The 19,497-nt window shown below is 40.2% G+C and carries 16 protein-coding genes; 4 read left to right on the top strand and 12 right to left on the bottom strand.

The window, feature by feature from the left end; translation table 11 throughout:
- Window positions 1-69: 69 nt before the first annotated feature.
- The 11 genes from LVD51_RS09470 to LVD51_RS09420 form a co-directional block, all read right to left on the bottom strand.
- Window positions 70-1,038, bottom strand: coding sequence for a DUF368 domain-containing protein (locus LVD51_RS09470; RefSeq protein ID WP_236970985.1), 969 nt, complete (start codon window positions 1,036-1,038; stop codon window positions 70-72).
- A gap of 202 nt (window positions 1,039-1,240) precedes the next feature.
- On the bottom strand, window positions 1,241-2,452 hold the full coding sequence (locus tag LVD51_RS09465) for a phospholipase C/P1 nuclease family protein (protein WP_236970984.1): 1,212 nt from the start codon (window positions 2,450-2,452) through the stop codon (window positions 1,241-1,243).
- A 31-nt stretch (window positions 2,453-2,483) separates the two neighbouring features.
- On the bottom strand, window positions 2,484-3,485 hold the full coding sequence (locus tag LVD51_RS09460) for a DUF4340 domain-containing protein (protein WP_236970983.1): 1,002 nt from the start codon (window positions 3,483-3,485) through the stop codon (window positions 2,484-2,486).
- Window positions 3,486-5,165, bottom strand: a complete 1,680-nt coding sequence (gene gldG / locus LVD51_RS09455) for a gliding motility-associated ABC transporter substrate-binding protein GldG (RefSeq protein WP_236970982.1) — start codon at window positions 5,163-5,165, stop codon at window positions 3,486-3,488. It lies immediately after the preceding gene.
- On the bottom strand, window positions 5,162-5,896 hold the full coding sequence (locus tag LVD51_RS09450) for an ABC transporter permease subunit (protein WP_236970981.1): 735 nt from the start codon (window positions 5,894-5,896) through the stop codon (window positions 5,162-5,164). The genes gldG and LVD51_RS09450 overlap by 4 nt, the downstream gene beginning before the upstream one ends.
- A gap of 7 nt (window positions 5,897-5,903) precedes the next feature.
- Window positions 5,904-6,809 (bottom strand): ATP-binding cassette domain-containing protein, encoded by a 906-nt coding sequence (locus LVD51_RS09445; RefSeq protein ID WP_236970980.1) that lies wholly within the window; start codon window positions 6,807-6,809, stop codon window positions 5,904-5,906.
- 23 nt (window positions 6,810-6,832) lie between these two features.
- On the bottom strand, window positions 6,833-7,531 hold the full coding sequence (gene truB, locus LVD51_RS09440; RefSeq protein WP_236970979.1) for a tRNA pseudouridine(55) synthase TruB: 699 nt from the start codon (window positions 7,529-7,531) through the stop codon (window positions 6,833-6,835).
- Window positions 7,532-7,543: 12 nt separating this feature from the next.
- Entirely contained in the window at window positions 7,544-8,332 is a 789-nt protein-coding gene (locus LVD51_RS09435; protein WP_236970978.1) for an undecaprenyl-diphosphate phosphatase, read from the bottom strand.
- Between the two features lie 12 nt (window positions 8,333-8,344).
- Window positions 8,345-8,665: a DUF3098 domain-containing protein gene (locus LVD51_RS09430; RefSeq protein ID WP_236970977.1), complete on the bottom strand. Its 321-nt coding sequence runs from the start codon at window positions 8,663-8,665 to the stop codon at window positions 8,345-8,347.
- A gap of 194 nt (window positions 8,666-8,859) precedes the next feature.
- Window positions 8,860-9,729, bottom strand: coding sequence for a cell division protein FtsX (locus LVD51_RS09425; protein WP_236970976.1), 870 nt, complete (start codon window positions 9,727-9,729; stop codon window positions 8,860-8,862).
- A 136-nt stretch (window positions 9,730-9,865) separates the two neighbouring features.
- Window positions 9,866-10,288 (bottom strand): hypothetical protein, encoded by a 423-nt coding sequence (locus LVD51_RS09420; RefSeq protein WP_236970975.1) that lies wholly within the window; start codon window positions 10,286-10,288, stop codon window positions 9,866-9,868.
- A 140-nt stretch (window positions 10,289-10,428) separates the two neighbouring features.
- On the opposite strand from LVD51_RS09420, the gene leuS reads away from it, so the two are divergent.
- The 3 genes from leuS (at window position 10,429) to LVD51_RS09405 (ending at window position 15,751) form a co-directional block, all read left to right on the top strand.
- Window positions 10,429-13,284 (top strand): leucine--tRNA ligase, encoded by a 2,856-nt coding sequence (gene leuS / locus LVD51_RS09415; protein WP_236970974.1) that lies wholly within the window; start codon window positions 10,429-10,431, stop codon window positions 13,282-13,284.
- A 75-nt stretch (window positions 13,285-13,359) separates the two neighbouring features.
- On the top strand, window positions 13,360-14,583 hold the full coding sequence (locus tag LVD51_RS09410) for a dipeptidase (RefSeq protein WP_236970973.1): 1,224 nt from the start codon (window positions 13,360-13,362) through the stop codon (window positions 14,581-14,583).
- A gap of 16 nt (window positions 14,584-14,599) precedes the next feature.
- On the top strand, window positions 14,600-15,751 hold the full coding sequence (locus tag LVD51_RS09405; RefSeq protein ID WP_236970972.1) for an aminotransferase class V-fold PLP-dependent enzyme: 1,152 nt from the start codon (window positions 14,600-14,602) through the stop codon (window positions 15,749-15,751).
- Window positions 15,752-16,022: 271 nt separating this feature from the next.
- On the opposite strand, the gene LVD51_RS09400 is transcribed toward LVD51_RS09405, so the two are convergent.
- Window positions 16,023-16,220, bottom strand: a complete 198-nt coding sequence (locus tag LVD51_RS09400; protein ID WP_236970971.1) for a hypothetical protein — start codon at window positions 16,218-16,220, stop codon at window positions 16,023-16,025.
- Window positions 16,221-16,520: 300 nt separating this feature from the next.
- Here LVD51_RS09400 and LVD51_RS09395 point away from each other — a divergent pair, with 300 nt between their 5' ends.
- Window positions 16,521-19,451 (top strand): DNA polymerase III subunit alpha, encoded by a 2,931-nt coding sequence (locus LVD51_RS09395; protein WP_236970970.1) that lies wholly within the window; start codon window positions 16,521-16,523, stop codon window positions 19,449-19,451.
- Window positions 19,452-19,497 lie beyond the last annotated feature (46 nt).

Here is a 19,497-nt window from a genome sequence, read left to right as displayed (position 1 = left end):
GAAATAACTAAAATTATCACTGCTAATCACGGGTAAAATATCACTTTAAGTACTCAGAGCATTTCGACATTAATCGGCCTTTTTCTCAACCTTAGCTATCCCATATATAATAGCCAATCCCAGAACAACCAAGACGATAACGGTTGCCAAATGAGACTCTTGAATGGCAGAATGATAGGGTCCAACATTTTGCTCGGCCACTATTTTAATCTCCTCCCAATCCATGACTTGTCCGGGTTGTATAGCAATAAACTGTCCTTCCTTATCCAATCCCATCGTAGGTATCTTCCAAGGCCATATTTTATTGAGAGACCCAAAAATAAATCCTGTCAATAGCGCATAAGTAGGGTATTTATAATTCTTAAATGTCCAACTTAAGACCCTAGAAAATAGCGCCAATCCAATCAATATTCCAACTCCAAAAGCCGCTATCTTAATTAAAGCTTGAATATCCATCGATGTCAAAATCGATTTGACATTGTGCAGCACTAAGGTATACATGCCCAAAATCAATAAAATAAAACTCCCAGAGATACCAGGTAAAATTAAAGCTGAAATGGCTACAGTACCGGCCAAAAAATATGCCCAAGGGGAATCAATCCCAGACATCGGCATACCTCGGGTTATAAAATAAGCAAAGCCAAACCCACCAATTAAAAGCAATATCGACTTTAGATTCCAATCCTTAATTTTCAATGCGATATATATCGCTGATCCGAGAATTAACCCAAAGAAAAATGCCCACATAGGAATGGGATATACCTCAATTAAGTGGCTAATTAAAAAGATACCCACCAACAATCCTCCAATCATCCCCAATAGAAGAAAAAGTAAAAATACGCCGTCAATTTTTTGAAAAAATGATTTCCATTTTCCGCGAAGTAAATACTGTAAAGCCTGTCCATCCACAGCTTTAATCGCATTGATTAACCGTTCATAGATACCAGAAATAAAGGCAATGGTTCCTCCAGAAACACCGGGAACAACTTCTGCCATGCCCATAGTCGCTCCAATAAGTATATGAATTAGTTTTTTCACTAGGGTATATTTTTAATATCCGCCAAATATATCAATAAATATGTATTTAAATATTGGACTTCAAATTTCTGAAAGATCTGGCCCTCCGTATATCACTAATTCAAAAATCAACTCAAAGCCAAACAACTACAAGTTATACGGATTACAAATTATAATGATGAAAAAGATTTTGAATGACCGACACTTTAAAACACCTAGGATATTAATCGTGTTCACGCCCCAGAATAGATTGACTTTCCAATAAGGATTTCAATTTCTGCCAAATGCCCTCGTCCTGCTCTATTACTTGGTCGTTTAACCATTTTACATCGACTCGCCCCCCATCGATCCAAGCCGAATACCATACCGACCCCACGTGATGAATCGCCGATCGCCATTGTTTGGCCACCATATTATCCAGGGCCTCATGATAAGCCCTAGCAAAGTCGGCACAGGGCAGCCTAACAGTCTGATAATTGCGTTCCTCATAGCAATACAGTTCAGACACCGGCATTCCTGATCTCACCTCAGATTCTACATCCAGCACTTGATTCACCAAACTATAACTGTGCAATACAATATCCCAAATAAAACTATCCACGGAAGGAATATATTGAGCAGGCCCCACAAAGGGATCAAACTCCTCGGCCGCCAACAACTCTGGTATCCGCGATTCCCAAAAACCGTGAATGCCTTTTTGATTCGTCTTCTGTCCATCGTAATTACTGGTAGTATGCAATGGTACATGTGCATCCGCAACATAATGTCCTATATCGGCAGATAATTGTAGAATAGCAGATACATCCCCAGATCGATAAGCCGACACCAACTGTCGATAAACATGAATAAAAGAATAGGGCAACATACCTGTTTCAATCAATTCATCCTTATAATGCAAACGATGGTTCAAACCGGGATATAAAAATTCTGCAACGACAAATTCCAAATCGTATCCATGTGATCTAAAATCCAATTCTAATCCCACAGAATCGATGGAGAAAGAATCCCTCTGATATCGAAACCAATATCTCCCATCAGCGCAACCAACAAAGTCTACCGTATCCTTCAATGTTTGAACACCTCCTATACTTTCAGCAGCATTGTCCCGTCTACTATTGTTTTCTCGATTCCCGGTATCGTCTTTTTCAGATCGAATCACCGTCCAAGTCGCGGTGGCTATCCTATCGTATTCAAACTTTCTATGTAATATCAGAGAATCGCCCTTATGCCAAATATCTAGATCTATATAATGCTTATATCCTTCCAACGGATGGACATACCGCCTCATATCTGGTCGAACACCGCGATCGGAAATTAATATAATATGAGGTTTGAAAAATCCTATCAATGGTGGGGGTATGGTTAATACCGCATAATAATTGATCTTTTTATGCCCATAAAATCCCCATTCCATGGTCACCATCGATAGCGACAATAAAGAAAATAAACAAAAGAATACCAGATACTTACATCTTACTTCCACTTCCCAAGGAAGATACAAAATGTTCGTAACCTATAAAAATCTTTTGCATCAACAAATGCTGGGTTAAAAACAACTTTCCGTCATTTCGATAGGTATAATATCGTTCTACCGTAGGCATATTCACTTCTTCATTGGGCATATCAATCCATATCTGTGGAAAAAAGCTCAAACTATAAATCTCATCTTCCTCATCGACTACTTCCAATACACAAAATGGTACCACATCCTCTAAATCTTCGATCTTCGCCGGATCCAAAAGGGCTTCTGCATATAGGTTTTGAAGTCGATCTATATAGACCTTCAATTTATCGGTATTGATCTCGGAGTATCTAACTTCTGTATCCCATCTTTTTTGAACATAGCCGATGTTATCTTCATTGTATCGAAAAATAAAGCTCTCCTCTTGCTGTCTGGGAAAATCTAATCTTATCTGTTTCACAGAATTTAACTCTGGCAATAATTCCCTAGACGCCCAATCATTTTCACTCATGATATAACGAGTCCTTAAATTGCCTTCAAACCCAGGGATATTGACGATGACTGGTATTTCGGATTGCTCGCGAATCATAAAAGTCCCCCGATCATCTGGGGTTACTCCTCCAACATAAAAACTGAGTAACTTATCCCCTTTTTTATCCATTAACTGAACCAGCACACTATTGCTGCTGAGGTCTTTCACTACATTGTCCATAGCGGCCTTGGGAATCAAACTCGACACGCGTTGGCTGTGAATAGTAGCCAACAAATTGTTGATGGCATCGGCACGCAACACCTCGTCTTTTTCATTTACCCAATAATTTTTGCGTCGCGAAAAAGATTGTTTCTTTCCCGCTCTATTTAAGATAATTATTTGAGCTATATCCGCAGTATCTTCTACATGAAGAACCAAATCTTCTCTAATGCCCTCGCCTTGGTTTTGACTATAAAAATAATATCCGATCAACAACAACAGTACTGAGGATATAATCCAGGATAATCGTTTCATTTACTGATATTTTCTTTTTCTATAAAAATTCAAGCCAAAAGACATCATTAGAAAAAATACAATGGGCAATGAAAAATTCATCGCTTGCCAAAGACTACTTTCCGCTTCAACTTTTTGCTGGTCCAGCAACCTCAATTTCAAATCTTTGGCCCTCAATGGCAATACGACATCCAATCCCGTGAGATATTCCACCGCATTTAATAAGAAGGGCTTATTGCCAAAAGTGAACTGTTCGTATCTATCATAACCGAGACTTCGAATATCCTTCGTTCTTGGATCAATCTCATTTTTGGCGATATCTCCATCGGAGACCACCATAATCTTAGTGGGTTTGGACATGGCTTGAAAACTCTGTCCCAAAGACGCTAGGCCCTCCTCCATACTCGATGAAACTCTGTTTTTGTATAGGGATTCAAATTGCCCTTCCAACAACATGGCCATTGGCAAATTTACGTGGTTAAATGCGGATACATCGGGCTCAAAGCGCACAATATTGAGATCTATGTCTACCGGGTTAAACTGATATCTGCTATAGGGTCCTGAAAACAACAACGGCGTCTTGGTCACAGCCGTAGATGTGGCTACAGTATCTATAACAGAGCCATAGGTCAAACGCACTCGCTCCAGTCCACGACTAATCATATGATTGTCATTGGGTATAGAGGCGATATAATAATACCAAGGAAATAAATCAAACTGCTTTTGCCCACCGACTTGACCTACCTCTAATGGGATTCTGGTATTTTCCAAACTCAATATCAGGTTAGACTGAAGTCTCACGCCGTACTTGTACAAAATATCATTGAGTCCCAAATCGTAATCCGTGGCTACAAATCGACCTGTTGTCCGAAGACTGTCTTCATCAACTCGCATGGGATCCAATAAAAACATCATCTTTCCCCCATTCATAATATATTGGTCAATGATAAACTTTTCTCGATCCGAAAAACTTGATTTGGGCTGTGCCACTACGACTACATCAATATTTTGAGGAATAGAAACTATGGAATCGAGATTTACCCTTCCTGTATTAAAATAAAATCGCAAACTTTGTTCCAAGTCAGCAGTTTCATAGGGTTGCAATTCACCATGGCCCTCAGTAAACAATACATTTTTCTTTCTATCCTGAAACAAGCGCAATAATCCACTGGTTATTTTATACTCCAAAAGGGCTATGGACTCATTGATTACTTGATCGTTGGGAGTACCGCTTCGTTCGGATTCCAAAAGATTGATATACACCTTTTTGGTACCGTATTTCAAGGCCGCATAGGGATATATTCTGCGTTCTAATGATTCCCCAGGGATATTCAACCTTACCGAACTCAATCCCTCTTTGGCCAACTCCTCCCTCCGAAGATTGACCTCTTCTACTGATCCTACGGATGGATTTTCATAGGAAATCAATAGATTGAGGTTCATCCTTTCATATCGATTAAATATAGATCGAGTACTCTGCTCCAATCGTTTAAAAACTGCGGGAAAATCACCAGTAAGATAGACATCTATTAGGATACGATCATCTATTTTCTCTAAAACTGCCTCCGTCGTCGAGGACAGCGTATACCGATTATCTTCCGTCCAATCCCATTGTACTTCAGACTGAACACCAATAAAATTAATGGCAATTAACCCAAAGATTAACAAAATAAAATTACGTATGTGATAATCTTTTTTCATCGTTTCAATTTTTCAATGTTCACATAAGCTCCAAAAAGAAACAGCGTAATCACAGATATAAAATACAGTAAACTCTCCAAGCGAATCAATCCTTTGCCCAATTCCGTGTAGTGAAAATCAAATCCCAACCACTGTACCCAATAATCCCAGGTCCCATAAAACAAGGAAAGACTACTGATGAGATACCAGCCCCAATATCCCAAAAAACATATCAATATCGAAAATAGCAATGCTGAAATATTGTTATTCAACATGGACGAAGCGAAAATACTCAAAGCAGTAAAAACCATACACAGCAACATTAAACCGATATAACTGCCTCCTACGCCACCCATATCCAGATTGCCCACTGGATTTCCCAATTGGTAGATGGAATACACGTACAATAGTGATGGCAGTAAGCCGACGGTAATAATGATTACTCCACTTATAAATTTGGCAGCGATAATAATAGAACTTGAGATAGGACGAGTCAATAAAAGATCGATGGTTCCGCTCTCTTTCTCTTGAGCGAGTGCATTCATATTGAGTGCGGGAATTAAAAACATTAAAACCAATGGAACTATGGTGAAAAATGAATCCAGATTGCTGTAATATCCATTTAGGAGACTATAATCGGGAAAGACCCAAAGAATAAGTCCCATCAAAACATAGAATATAATCAAGCTGGTCACCGAGACCAAACTCGTAAAAAATTTTCTTACATCCTTAAAAATCAGTGCTAATACCATTTCAAACCTATTTTGTAAGGGCTTTAAAAACCGATTCCATCGATGATTCTTCGACCTTGGATTCCAATAATATCACTCCTTTGTCCACCGTCCACAGGTAGAGAGCCTTCCTTACATCTTGTCCTTGAGCCACCTCTATCCGATATTGACCGTTGCCCAATGAACGACAAGATTCTACATGAGGCAGATCTTTTAAAGAATGTAATTCACTCTTGGTGTCAAAGGTAGCATAGATTACTTGCTTCTTCTGTCTCCATTTTTTAACTTCTTGAATGGAGTGTATAGCTTTAAGTTGACCATCGTTGATAATCAACACCTTGTCACAAGTCATTTCTACTTCAGATAAAATATGAGAACTGTAAATCACGGTTTTATCAACGGCTAAATCTCTGATCAGTTGTCTAATATCTGACAATTGGTTGGGATCTAGCCCAGAAATAGGTTCATCCAACAATACGATTTCGGGATCGTGCAATATCGCTATGGCAATACCTACTCGCTGTTTATACCCTTTAGACAACTGTTGCACCAACTTATTGCTCTCCTTTCGCAAGCCCACCCGGTCGATGACGTGATTAATTCTTTGTGTCGGATTGGGCAATTTATGCAAGCCCGCATAAAAGCCCAGAATCTCTTTTACGTACATCGTCATGTAAAGTGGATTGTTTTCCGGCAAATACCCCAACCATTGTTTGGCTTGAAGTGGATGTTGATTGATATCTACATCGTTGTATGTAATCCGACCTTCATCTGGCATCAAATGTCCAGCTATCATGCGCAGCGAAGTGGTCTTACCCGCTCCATTGGGACCCAGAAATCCAAGTACTTCCCCCTTATTAGCTGAAAATGACAATTGATGTACTGCCTTTTGACTTCCGAAGGTTTTCGAAATTTGGTGTACTTCAATCCCCATATTTGATATAATTTTTAATCTGTTTACAATTCATTGAACTCTTCAACGATAGCATCGATGGTTTTTGCATCTTGAACATCAAAATTACCAATTTTTGTTCTTCTTAACGCCGACAAATACGCTCCACTGCCGAGCAATTTACCAAAATCATCGGCCATGGCACGAATATAAGTACCCTTACTACATGCAATTCTAAAATCTACAATAGGGAAACGACTAATATCGATGTCAAAGTTATGAATCATGACCAATCTTGACTTTATTTTAACATCTTCACCCTTCCTAGCTAAGGTGTACATTCGCTGACCATCGACTTTAACAGCCGAATAAATAGGGACATTTTGCTCTATTTCTCCTGTCAATTTTAATGCAGCCTCAGTCATAGCTTCGGGGGTAATATGATCAACGGCAAAAGTTTGATCGATTTCTGTTTCCATATCAAAACTAGGTCTGGTCGCCCCTAGGGTAAAACTCCCCGTATACTCCTTGGGCATATCTTGATACTCCTGAATGGTTTTGGTTTTTTTACCTGTACATATAATAAGCAATCCAGTGGCTAAAGGATCCAATGTGCCGGCATGACCTACTTTATATTTCTTTTGATTTAATCTTTTCTTACAGAGATTGCGCAACTTGGCCACTACATCGAAAGATGTCCACTCATATGGCTTATCCATTAAAATAACTGTACCCTCCGTTCGCAATTCTTCTAAACTTACCATCCTCTGGAGTTTTTATCCTAAAAAATAATACAATAATGCTACTGCACCCACCAATCCACAGTATATGGAAAAATAATACAATTTACTGTTTTTGACCAAAGCGATCATCCATTTACAGGCAAATACTCCAGTAATAAAAGCTGCAGCAAATCCCAAACCAAGGGCAGTCCATGAGGTAGTATGCAAGACCATATCGGCTTCCAAAAGATCCTTGGCCATTTTTCCAAAAATCAATGGCACCACCATCAAGAAAGAAAAACGAGCAGCTTTAGATCTGTCTATTCCCAAAATCACGCTGGTTGATATAGTTGCCCCTGAACGAGATATTCCAGGCAAAATAGCAATGGCCTGAGAAATTCCGATAATGATGGCTCTGAAATAATTTACTTCGTGCTGACTATCTTTGGCTCGGTCTGCAATCAACAATAAACCTGCGGTAACCAATAAACAAATCCCGACCAACCATAAGTTCCCAGAGAACAAGGCATCTATCTGATCTTGCAATAAAACTCCAACTGCAGCTGCGGGAATCATACTTAAAACTATAGCTATTACAAATTTTTGAGAGGCTTTTTGTTTTAGGGTCTTTAGAATATCAATAATATCATCTCTAAAAACAACCATTGTGGCCATGGCCGTTGCAAAATGCAATACCACTGTGGTCAACAAACTTTCATGACCAGCTACATCATCACCGATCATCATCTTAGCGATCTCCAAATGACCACTACTGCTGACGGGCAAAAACTCCGTCAATCCTTGAATAATACCAAGGATGATTTTTTGCAAAAAATCATTCATCGATTCTTTCTATTACTTCTTGAAAATGGCAAAAACCTGCAATACAAGGCCAGCCAAGATAAAAATAGGTGCTAGGGTGATTCGAGTGAATGAATAGATAATATTGGGATCCCAAGTATTGTCATCAGGCATATGACCACCACTCATCAATATCATTCCCAAAATAATGGCAATCATTCCGATACCTGAGTAGATATACTGCTGCTTTGTAAAAATAAAGTCTTCGTATTGAGTAAAAGAATTTTTAGACTTGGTCTCAACTGTTCTAACTGGCGCTTTGCGAGCTTTAACTGCTTTTTTCTTAATGACTTTTTTATTGGCCTGACTGGTCATATATTTTTTTTACAAAGTTAAAATTTATGCCTAAAATAACTAAAAACTATCCATAAAATAAAGGATGAGGCAAAGGTAAAATCATTTATTTTAATAAATAAACGCTATAAGTGCTTAAAATGATATCTCACCACAGTGTTTTCAAGCCCACGAAAATGATAAAAACCTATCAAAATTAGGGCAAATTGAACTCTCTAAAACAAATCATTCATATTTTTTCGCAGATATTTATTGACTACGAATGCTGTACTCAGCCCTTGGAGCAACAATCCCAACAAGAGGACGCCAACGATAATGAGTAAGGTAGACTGAAAATTGAATATGGTCTCTATCGAAGGGTAATATTTGTAAACGACAAAGCCCAACAGGACAATCATCAACACTGCCACTATTCCGCAGATGAGTCCATAAACAAGACTTTTGCCTACGAAGGGACGCAATATAAAACTCCATTTGGCGCCGACCAATTCCATGGTCTTAACCAAAAATCGATTGGAATACAAAGCCAATTTTATCGTATTGTGAATCAAAAACACGGCAATGAGCAAGATCAACAGACCGAAAACCGTCAATGCCCAATTGACCATATTCATATTTTTGATGGCTGAATCGAAGAGTTGATCTTGAAAATAGACTTGAGTGATTTTACTGCTAATGCCATTTATTTCTTTTTTTATCTCATCGACCTTGTCCTTGTCCACAAAAGAGGCCTGCAAGTTCATGATGACCATATCGCTGAGGGGATTGGGGAAGCTCTCATCTAGGAAGTCATCACCGAAATCCGATTTAATGTTTTCAAAACCCTCTTCTTTGGTTATCAATTTGACAGAACCTTCTTTGAGGCCTTCCACTTTTTGAATTTTGGCTACAATAGATTGCACTTCTTTTTCTCCTGTTTCCCGATCTAACTCTACCGTTAAATTGACATTTTCTTTGAGATACTCAATCAGTTCTCGAGAGTGCAACCAAGATAGCGCCAAGAGACCGGCGAGAAACAACAACAGTGTTACACTGACGTTGGACAACCAATAATTAGGCTGTGGTTTAAATTTACTTGTGGCCATAACATTATTTCAAATTACTGATTACGCAAAGGTAACAAATATACATAAACAATAATATATACAGGATACAAATCTTGAATTATCTCTGCCCTCATCAAGTCAGTCCCACTATGGGTTATACTAGAGGTATATGGCATTATTGATCTATATCTTTCAGAAGATCCTCCATTTGCTGATAGAGATCCTTCATTTCCGATTCAAATTCTTCGGCGTCTTTATTGGAAATAGAATCGCGATTTCTTTTGTTCCATTTATCCTCGAGGTCGTTCTTTTTTTGTTTTAAATCTTCCAGAACGCCTTTGGATTTGCCGTCTTGACCATCGATTTTGTCTTCTATATTTTTGAAAACATTGCCTAAATTTTCAAACAAATTATCAAACTTCCCCTCATCAAATTTATTTTTTTCATTTTTTAAGAGGCTACCGATACTCTTGCCGAGATCCTTGACTTTGTCTACTATTTCTTGGGACTCGGATTTTTCTTCTGAAGTGCCATAGAAATAATTATACCCAACCAACACAACCACCACTATAAGTACTAATTTTATCAATGTACGCATCACTTAAAATTTATTGGTATAAAATAGAACATAAAATTAATTGTAAAAATTATAAGATAAACTAGTCCATGCAAATGAATACGTATATTTTTGCAAATTAATTCGATAATTGATCTAAAAAATCAGTCAAAAAAAAGGAAATGAAGCTAGATACGCGTCAAGTTGAGCAGAAATGGAAAAAATTTTGGGTAGACAATGAGATATACAAAGTGAGTAACGACTCCGACAAACCCAAATATTATGTCTTAGATATGTTCCCCTATCCCTCAGGAGCAGGATTACACGTAGGACATCCATTGGGATATATTGCCTCTGACATCTATGCACGGCAGAAGAGAATGTCTGGCTACAATGTACTTCACCCTATTGGGTTCGATTCATTTGGATTGCCTGCGGAACAATACGCATTGCAAACAGGGATTCATCCAGCAGTGAGTACTGAACAAAACATCATTCGCTACAAAGAGCAATTGTCCAACTTGGGATTTTCTTTTGACTGGTCTAGAGAAGTCAGCACTTCCAATCCCGAATATTACAAATGGACGCAATGGATATTTACTCTATTGTTTTCACATTACTACGATATTTCGGCGCAACGCGCTATGCCTATCGATCATCTAGTCAACCACTTTGAATCCAAAGGCAGTGAAGGCATTCAACCATTTCAGGGAGAAGCTGTAGAATTTACCGCAGAGGAATGGAAGCAATACTCGGACAAAGAGAAGTCCGATTGTCTGATGAATTACAGACTGGCCTACCAGAAAACAGGTTATGTCAATTGGTGTGAAGAATTGGGAACCGTACTCGCCAATGATCAAATCAAAGATGGGGTCTCGGAAAGAGGTGGTTATCCCGTCGTCAAAAAAGCGATGACACAGTGGTACTTGCGTTCTACGGCCTATGCCGAAAGAATGTTACAGGAATTGGATGATATCGACTGGCCAGATCCATTGAAAACCATGCAGCGCAATTGGATTGGAAGATCGACTGGTGCTTCGGTATTTTTTGAATTAGACAACCATTCCGAGTCATTGGAGGTATACACTACCCGACCGGATACCATCTTCGGAGTTACTTTTATGGTAATCGCTCCAGAACATCCTTTGGTCAATCAAATTACTACTGCAGGTCAGGAAACTGAAATCAAAGATTATATAGACTATGTAAACAGTCGGTCCGATATAGAGCGTATGGCGGAGAAAAAAGTTACCGGTGCCTTTACCGGCGCATATGCCATTCATCCCTTCACCGGAGCCAAGGTGCCTATTTACATTAGTGAATACGTGTTGATCGATTATGGAACTGGTGCCATCATGGCCGTACCGAGCGACGATGAGCGAGATATGAGTTTTGCCAACAAATTCAATATTCCCATTATCGATGTAGTCGACAAATCCAAATATCCAGGAGCTACTTTAGACGACAAAATTGGGGTAATCATCAACTCCGATTTTTTAAACGGTCTCGAAGTGGCCGATGCCATTCAATTGGCGACAGAAAAAATAGAAGAAAAAGGCATAGGTCAATTGCAGATTAACTACCGTCTTCGAGATGCCAATTTTAGCAGACAACGATATTGGGGAGAGCCCTTCCCTATCAAATACAACAAAGAAGGAATTCCTTCTATGATTCCGGCAGATGAATTGCCCGTCACATTGCCCGACACAGAAAATTTCAAACCGGGAGGTGATGGCAAATCCCCATTGTCTCTTATCGAGGACTGGGTCAACATCGACGGGGAACACCTTCGCGAAACCGACACCATGCCAGCAGTGGCCGGTTCGAGTTGGTATTATTTGCGATATATGGATCCTCAAAACAAAGAGGCATTTGCGAGCAAGGAAAGTATTGATTATTGGCAGAATGTAGATCTCTATGTCGGTGGTGCAGAACACGCAGTAGCTCATTTAATGTATGCTCGGTTTTGGCATAAATTTTTATTTGACACCGGATATGTGAATACGACTGAGCCGTTTAAAAAACTCATCAATCAGGGTAAGATTCAAGGAATTATTGAATCCATTTATTTGGATAAATCATCCAAGGACAAAAAATGTTTCTATTCGGCCGACATCGTCGAAGAATCTCAGATGGATCGCTACGCCAAAATTCCCGTTCACATCGATTATGTATCCAATTACGGTCATCCGGATAGTCATTTAGATTTGGAAGGCATCCAAAAATTTATCGACTGGGCGAAAGAATACAAAAATGCAGAGTTCCACACCTCGACCGGCGTCTTCCAAGGCGGCAATTTATCCAACGGACAAACCAATGAATTTAAATTTGTAACGGTTTCCGAACAAGGTAAAATGTCTAAATCCAAATACAATGTGATCAATCCCGATGATATTGTAGACCGCTATGGTGCCGATTGTTTCAGAATATATGAAATGTTTTTGGGCCCCATTGAACAAGACAAACCATGGGATACCAATGGCATAGAAGGAGTCTTTAAATTTATTCGCAAGCTCTGGTCTTTGTTTGTTCAAGACGATGATCAGGTTAATATCAGCGATGAAGCGGCGACCAAAGAAGAATTAAAAATTCTGCATGCAGCGATAAAAAAGGTACGTGAAGATTCTGAGCGGTTTTCATTCAACACCTGTATTAGTGCCATGATGGTCTGTGTCAATGAATTGAAAAAAGCCAATTGCAACAAAAGAGAGATTTTAGATCCTTTGACGAGATTGGTCGCTCCTTTCGCAGTATTTGTAGCAGAAGAATTATGGGAAATGTTGGGCAATGAAGCCAGTGTACATCAACAGCAGATTCCACATTTTGAAGCCAAATACTTGGTCGACGACGAAATCGAATACCCACTTTGTATCAATGGCAAGAAAAGGGCTTCAGCGGTTTTCCCTGCCAACACATCAAAGAGTGATTTAGAGAAATTAGCCCAAGAAAACCAGGAAATTCAAAAATGGTTGGAAGGCAAAAATTTAATAAAAGTCATAGTAGTACCTAAGCGAATGATCAATTTTGTGGTAAAATAAAGGCTTTGTAATTAAGGTCTGTATTTTGTAATTAAGTTGAAAATAGTATCTTGAATCAACTTAAAAGATAGGATTATGTATCGATTGATTTATAAAATACTATTGGCAACCTTGACAATGTCGGTTTTCACGGCTTGTCATTCTTCTCAGCATTTGACGAAGAAGGCTCAGCGGATTGCGAATAAGACCTTGATTACAGATGGACATATCGATCTGCCTTACCGATTGAGGGTTAAAAATTTTCAATTAAATCGGCAGTATTTAGGGATTCCAATTGAATCTGCCGATGGGGATTTCGATTATGTACGGGCCAAGAAAGGTGGACTAGATGCTCCTTTTATGAGCATCTTTATTCCGTCTAGCTACCAGGACACCGATGGTGGGAAGGTTTTAGCCGACTCCTTAATCGATATGATCAATGGCATTATCGATGCCCATCCTCAGAATTTTGCCCGAGGTCTATCGCCTATGGCCATTGAAGAGAATACGGCAAAGGGGTTGATCTCCCTGCCTTTGGGCATGGAAAACGGCGCCCCTATTGGTGAAGATCTCGACTTAATCAATTATTTTTTTGATAGAGGGATTCGATACATTACCCTTAGTCATGGCAAGTATAATCAGATCTGTGATTCTTCCTACGACCCCGAACGCAAGTGGAATGGATTGAGTCCATTTGGTTATGAGGTGGTCAAACGGATGAACGATGTAGGAATGATGATTGATGTATCTCATATATCTGATAGTTCGTTTTATCAAGTGCTTCGAACCACTCGAACACCAGTGATTGCATCGCATTCATCCTGCAGAATATATACGCCGGGATTTGAGCGAAACATGAGTGATGACATGATTAGAGCCATGAAAGACAATGGAGGAGTCATTCAGATCAATTTTGGTTCTACCTTTATAGACAGCGATGTAAGTAAATCCAGAGAACAATACGGCAGTGATTGGAATCAATACCTCAAAGATCACAATATAGAGGCCAATAGTTCAGAAGCCAAAGACAGGGAATTGGACTTTAAAAACAATTACCCCTACCCTCTTTTTGCAACCGTAGAAAAGGTAGCCGACCACATCGACCACGTCGTAGCCATTGCCGGCATTGATCATGTAGGCCTGGGCTCCGATTATGACGGCGTAGGTGATTCCCTCCCTACTGGGCTCAAAGACGTAGCCGATTATCCCAACTTATTGGCAGAATTACTGCATCGGGGATATTCGAAGAAAGATTTAGAAAAAATATGTTATAAAAATGTGTGGCGAGTATGGAATTCCGTACTTCTTGCCGCTCAATAAACCACGACTGCTCCATATGATTAGCTCACAACAACATTTATTTCAATTACCCAAGGACGAAACCTATTTAAATGCGGCCTATATGACACCGCTGGCCATCGAGGTAGAGGAAGCCGGTGTAAATGGCGTCCGCCTAAAAAGTCAACCCGGACAGATCACTGGTCAACATTTCTTTGAGCCGGCAGATTTGATTAGGAAAAATTTTTCGACCATCATCAACAACAACGATCCTGAGCGAATAGCCATTATTCCTTCGGTTTCATACGGATTGGCCAATGTCATAGCCAATATCGATGAATCCTATGGCCATGAAATTATCGTGGTAAAAGACCAGTTTCCATCGGCGGTATTCCCCATTCAAAATCAACGGTATTCATTTGAGGTCAAGACGATTAATTTGCCGAGTTTGTACAAGGACAGAGCGGCGAGATTGAGCAGGGATATCATTGAAGCTATTCGTCCACATACCGCAGCAGTCTGTATTGGCACCTTGCTGTGGACCGATGGGAGTTTATATGATTTAAAAGCCATATCTGAGGCCTGTAAAGAACACAATACTTTACTAATCATCGACGGTACCCAGTCGATTGGTGCCCTGCCTTTTGATATTGAAGCTATCGAAGCCGATGCCGTCCTATGCGCCGGATACAAGTGGCTAATGGGGCCTTACGGTATTGGAGTAGGATATTTTGGGCCGGTATTTGACCAAGGGATTCCGATTGAAGACAATTGGATCAATCGGCAAAACAGTTCCGACTTCTCCGCCCTCACGGATTATGAAGAGCGATATCGCCCCAAGGCTCAAAAATACAATGTAGGGGAATACAGCAATTTTGTGACCGTCCCCATGTTGGACAAAGGGCTGGAAAGAGTCATCGAATGGACGCCAGAACGGGTTCAGGAATATTGCAGCTATTTAATGGAGCCTTTAATCAAAGGGTTGCTGGACAATGGTAAATATTGGATCGAAAACGATGAAAAATGGCGGGCCAACCACATGATTGGTATTCATGTACGGGACGAAGCCGTACTCGAGGATATTAAGCGTCAATGTCAATCGGCCAAGATTCATGTCTCCTACCGAGGGCAGTGCATTAGGGTTTCCCCTCATTTATACAATACCAGATCTGACATCTATCGTTTGACCGATATTTTGTTTTCGATGTAGAGAAGTTAATATAGGCAACAATTATAAATGCATTTAGGATTACTTCCCATAATGCGAAATAGGGTTAATAAAGATGGCGTAGAGATAAAGACAGCTCTACTTCTGGGTATTATACGAATTACATTTTATAATGACGGAAAAGATTTCGAGAATATTTGAAGTTTGACGAGGCTAAAAACACAGGCATAGCCGTAGCTACGGCGAGTATTTTAAACGTAGTAAAACTTCTAATAAATCGAAAGATTACCGTTAATTATAAATGTAATTCGTATTATTTATTTCTACTATCGATCCAAAAGGACAGGACTATTCCTCCCACTATCCACAATATCAATGAAACCGAAAAATGAATTATTCCCGAATAAAGACTATTGTAATAATCACATCCCGAGAAATAGGCTAATATCTCAAACACTAGGAATCCTACTAAAGCAAATTTTAATCCTTTTCTTACCGTTTCCGTTTCCATCTTACCGATACCATTTTACTTAGTCCATGCAAAATGAATTATCCTTCATAATATACGACTTAAATTTCAATATAGACTAGTTTCAACCCAGACTATACAGATATTTTCTTAAAAAATAGAAAATAAATTCCATTTAATTATAAATTTTGCCACCCTTTACTGAAGTTTTTGCCAATGGTGGTCAGATAAAATTCCTATTTCAACAAATCTTTTCATATCATCGGTATCGTCCTATAAATTCAACATTGTTTTGTCGATTATTTCGACACAATTAAATAACTTTGTCGTATAATTCGACAAATGTATTTAAACTGTCACTCATATTACAGCCTGCGATACGGCACTCTATCCCCCAAGGCATTGGTAGACATCGCCCAATCCCTAGGCATTCGACGTCTAGTCCTTACCGACATCAACAACACCTCAGGCATATTTGAATTTTACCAAGCTTGCAAAAAAGCAAATATTCAACCCGTTATCGGCATTGAATTTCGGCAAAACAACGAATTCCGATACATAGGCATCGCCCAAAACATAGCCGGATTTACCGAACTGACGACCTTATTGACCCAACACCTAACCCAAAACAGCGACATACCGCGCATTGCCCCTGCCTGGAAAAACGCAGCCGTCATCTATCGCTCTCTACCTAAACCCATTACAGAATTCTCTACAAATGAATGGTTTGGCATTCGCCCTCATGAAGCAGGCAAATTGTATTCTTCATCTCTAGGCCGACATCTAGACAAACTCGTTGCTCTATCTACCGTCACCTTTCAAGAAAAAGAGGGTTACCGCGTCCACAAACTCTTGCGCTGCATAGACGAAAACATCATTATTGGTCGGCTAAAGGATTATCCCCACGCTCATGAATCGGCCTATTTTCATCATCCAGAAAATCTGCGAAAGAGCTACGCCATGTATCCTCGCATATTGGACAACACCGATCACCTCCTCGACCAATGCCATATCGAAATCACAACGGGAAGTCAGGTAAACCGACATTTTTTCACCGAATCCCGCGAAGAAGATTTTAAATTATTGACCAAACTGGCCATAGAAGGCTGCCGACGCAGATATGGCAACAACAAAGCGGCTCAAGAACGCATCCAAAAAGAACTATCCGTCATCGACACCTTGGGTTTTGCCACCTATTTCCTCATCACTTGGGATATTGTGCGCTATGCCCAAAACATGGGCTACTACCACGTAGGTCGGGGAAGTGGAGCCAATTCCATTGTGGCTTATTGCATCCGCATAACCGATGTCGATCCTCTAGAGCTAGACCTCTACTTTGAACGCTTTATCAATCCCCATCGCAGCTCACCACCGGATTTTGACATCGACTTTAGCTGGGATCAGCGCGACGACATCACCGACTATATTATCAAGCGATACGGCAGAGAGAAAACCGCGCTATTGGCCACTTATAATACCTTTAAACGGAAGTCCGTCATCAGAGAACTCGGCAAAGTGTTCGGCCTCCCCAAAGCCGATATCGATGAAATGGTGAGATACCCACAAGCCAAACATCACCACGCTTATGCCAAACACATATTGCATTATGGAAAAAAAATAGAAGGCCTGCCCAATTATCTCGGTATCCACGCTGGGGGCATCCTCATTAGTGAACAATCCCTCTTTCACCACACCGCCTTGCAGATGATGCCCAAGGGATTTCCCATTGTACAGTTCGATATGTATGCGGCCGAAGATATGGGCTTTCACAAATACGATGTACTGAGCCAACGCGGACTCGGTCATATCAAAGACGCCGTAGACCTCATCCATCAAAATCGCAATGAAATGGTCGATGTACACCAAATCACCAAAATAAAAAACGATGTAAAGGTTAAAAACCAACTGCGGGCGGGCAAATGTATCGGCTGTTTTTACATCGAATCACCGGCCATGCGCGGACTGTTAACCAAACTCAAATGCGACAATTACGTACATCTCGTAGCGGCCAGTTCAATTATTCGCCCCGGAGTAGCTCAAAGCGGTATGATGAGAGAATATATTATGCGATTTCACCGTCCCAAAAACATCCAATACCTCCACCCCATATTTGAAAAACACTTAGGAGAGACCTTTGGCGTCATGGTCTACCAAGAAGACGTCATGAAAATAGTACACCATTTTGCCGGTCTAGGCCTCGACGAAAGCGACGTCCTGCGTCGAATCATGACTGGGAAAAAGAAGAGTTCAGATACTTTTTACCAATTGCGAGACAAGTTTTTCAACAACTGCAAGGAAAGAGGATATCCCGACAGCTTGACCAATGAAGTATGGCGACAGGTAGAAAGTTTTAGTGGATACTCGTTTTGCAAAGCGCACTCGGCTTCTTTTGCCGTTGAATCATTTCAAAGTTTATACCTAAAGACCTATTATCCTTTAGAATTTATGGTAGCCGTCATCAACAACTTTGGCGGTTTCTACAATACCGAACTCTATGTCCATGAGGCCCGCATGCAAGGCGGCCACATCCATCCGCCCTGTATCAACCACAGCCGCCATCTCACCCATATCTACGGCAAGGACATCTATTTGGGATTTATCCATATTCGAGAATTGGAGAGTCGCGTCATTGAAGACATTTTAGCGGAGCGCAGCAAAAACGGCCTTTTTAAAAGTTTCGCCAATTTTCTGGAGCGTCTGTTTATCCCCAAGATTCAACTTGATATTCTCATCCGCATCGGTGCTTTTCAGTTTACCGGCATGAGTAAATACGAATTGATGTGGGAAAAAAATGGATACAATGCCCAGTCTGCAGATTCCACTTATTGCCCCAAACTGTTTCAACCTCAATCGGAGTCTTTTACCTTACCGGCTTTTGAAGCCATACCTCACGAACAGGCCTTCGACGAAATCGAGTTACTCGGCTTTCCTCTCTGCTCCCCTTTTGATCTTTTGGCTGAAAAAATATCTTCCTCGGCCACGGCCGCCCAACTTCATAGATTAGAGGGTCGGCAGGTGCAAATCGTAGGCTACTATGTATGCAAAAAGAATGTGATCACGGTCAACAAAAAATACATGTGTTTCGGCACTTGGATCGATGAGAAGGGTGATTTTTTCGACACCATTCATTTCCCCCCAGCCTATGCCGCCTATCCGCTACAGGGCAAGGGACTCTACCTCCTCATCGGCAAGGTATCATTGGATTTTGGTTTTCCCAGCATTGAAATTTCCTCTCTGAAAAAACTGCCTTATATCAGCGATGAAAGATATTGAGATATTAGATATTGAGAAATGATGGATTGAGATATGATGAATTGAG

The sequence above is a fragment of the Membranihabitans marinus genome (assembly GCF_021729155.1).
Classification (GTDB): domain Bacteria; phylum Bacteroidota; class Bacteroidia; order Chitinophagales; family Saprospiraceae; genus Membranihabitans; species Membranihabitans marinus.
Note: the sequence above shows the minus strand (reverse complement) of the source record. Positions and strands in the feature narration are given on the sequence as shown.

Coding starts and splice junctions, on each gene's coding strand:
- truB (WP_236970979.1), bottom strand. CDS start 7,531: ATGGTAAGTTTAGAAGAATTGCGAACGGAGGGTACAGTTATTTTAATG.
- LVD51_RS09460 (WP_236970983.1), bottom strand. CDS start 3,485: ATGAAACGATTATCCTGGATTATATCCTCAGTACTGTTGTTGTTGATC.
- LVD51_RS09425 (WP_236970976.1), bottom strand. CDS start 9,729: ATGGCCACAAGTAAATTTAAACCACAGCCTAATTATTGGTTGTCCAAC.
- LVD51_RS09405 (WP_236970972.1), top strand. CDS start 14,600: ATGATTAGCTCACAACAACATTTATTTCAATTACCCAAGGACGAAACC.
- LVD51_RS09450 (WP_236970981.1), bottom strand. CDS start 5,896: ATGGTATTAGCACTGATTTTTAAGGATGTAAGAAAATTTTTTACGAGT.
- gldG (WP_236970982.1), bottom strand. CDS start 5,165: ATGAAAAAAGATTATCACATACGTAATTTTATTTTGTTAATCTTTGGG.
- LVD51_RS09400 (WP_236970971.1), bottom strand. CDS start 16,220: ATGGAAACGGAAACGGTAAGAAAAGGATTAAAATTTGCTTTAGTAGGA.
- LVD51_RS09435 (WP_236970978.1), bottom strand. CDS start 8,332: ATGAATGATTTTTTGCAAAAAATCATCCTTGGTATTATTCAAGGATTG.
- LVD51_RS09420 (WP_236970975.1), bottom strand. CDS start 10,288: ATGCGTACATTGATAAAATTAGTACTTATAGTGGTGGTTGTGTTGGTT.
- LVD51_RS09445 (WP_236970980.1), bottom strand. CDS start 6,809: ATGGGGATTGAAGTACACCAAATTTCGAAAACCTTCGGAAGTCAAAAG.
- leuS (WP_236970974.1), top strand. CDS start 10,429: ATGAAGCTAGATACGCGTCAAGTTGAGCAGAAATGGAAAAAATTTTGG.
- LVD51_RS09410 (WP_236970973.1), top strand. CDS start 13,360: ATGTATCGATTGATTTATAAAATACTATTGGCAACCTTGACAATGTCG.
- LVD51_RS09395 (WP_236970970.1), top strand. CDS start 16,521: ATGTATTTAAACTGTCACTCATATTACAGCCTGCGATACGGCACTCTA.
- LVD51_RS09430 (WP_236970977.1), bottom strand. CDS start 8,665: ATGACCAGTCAGGCCAATAAAAAAGTCATTAAGAAAAAAGCAGTTAAA.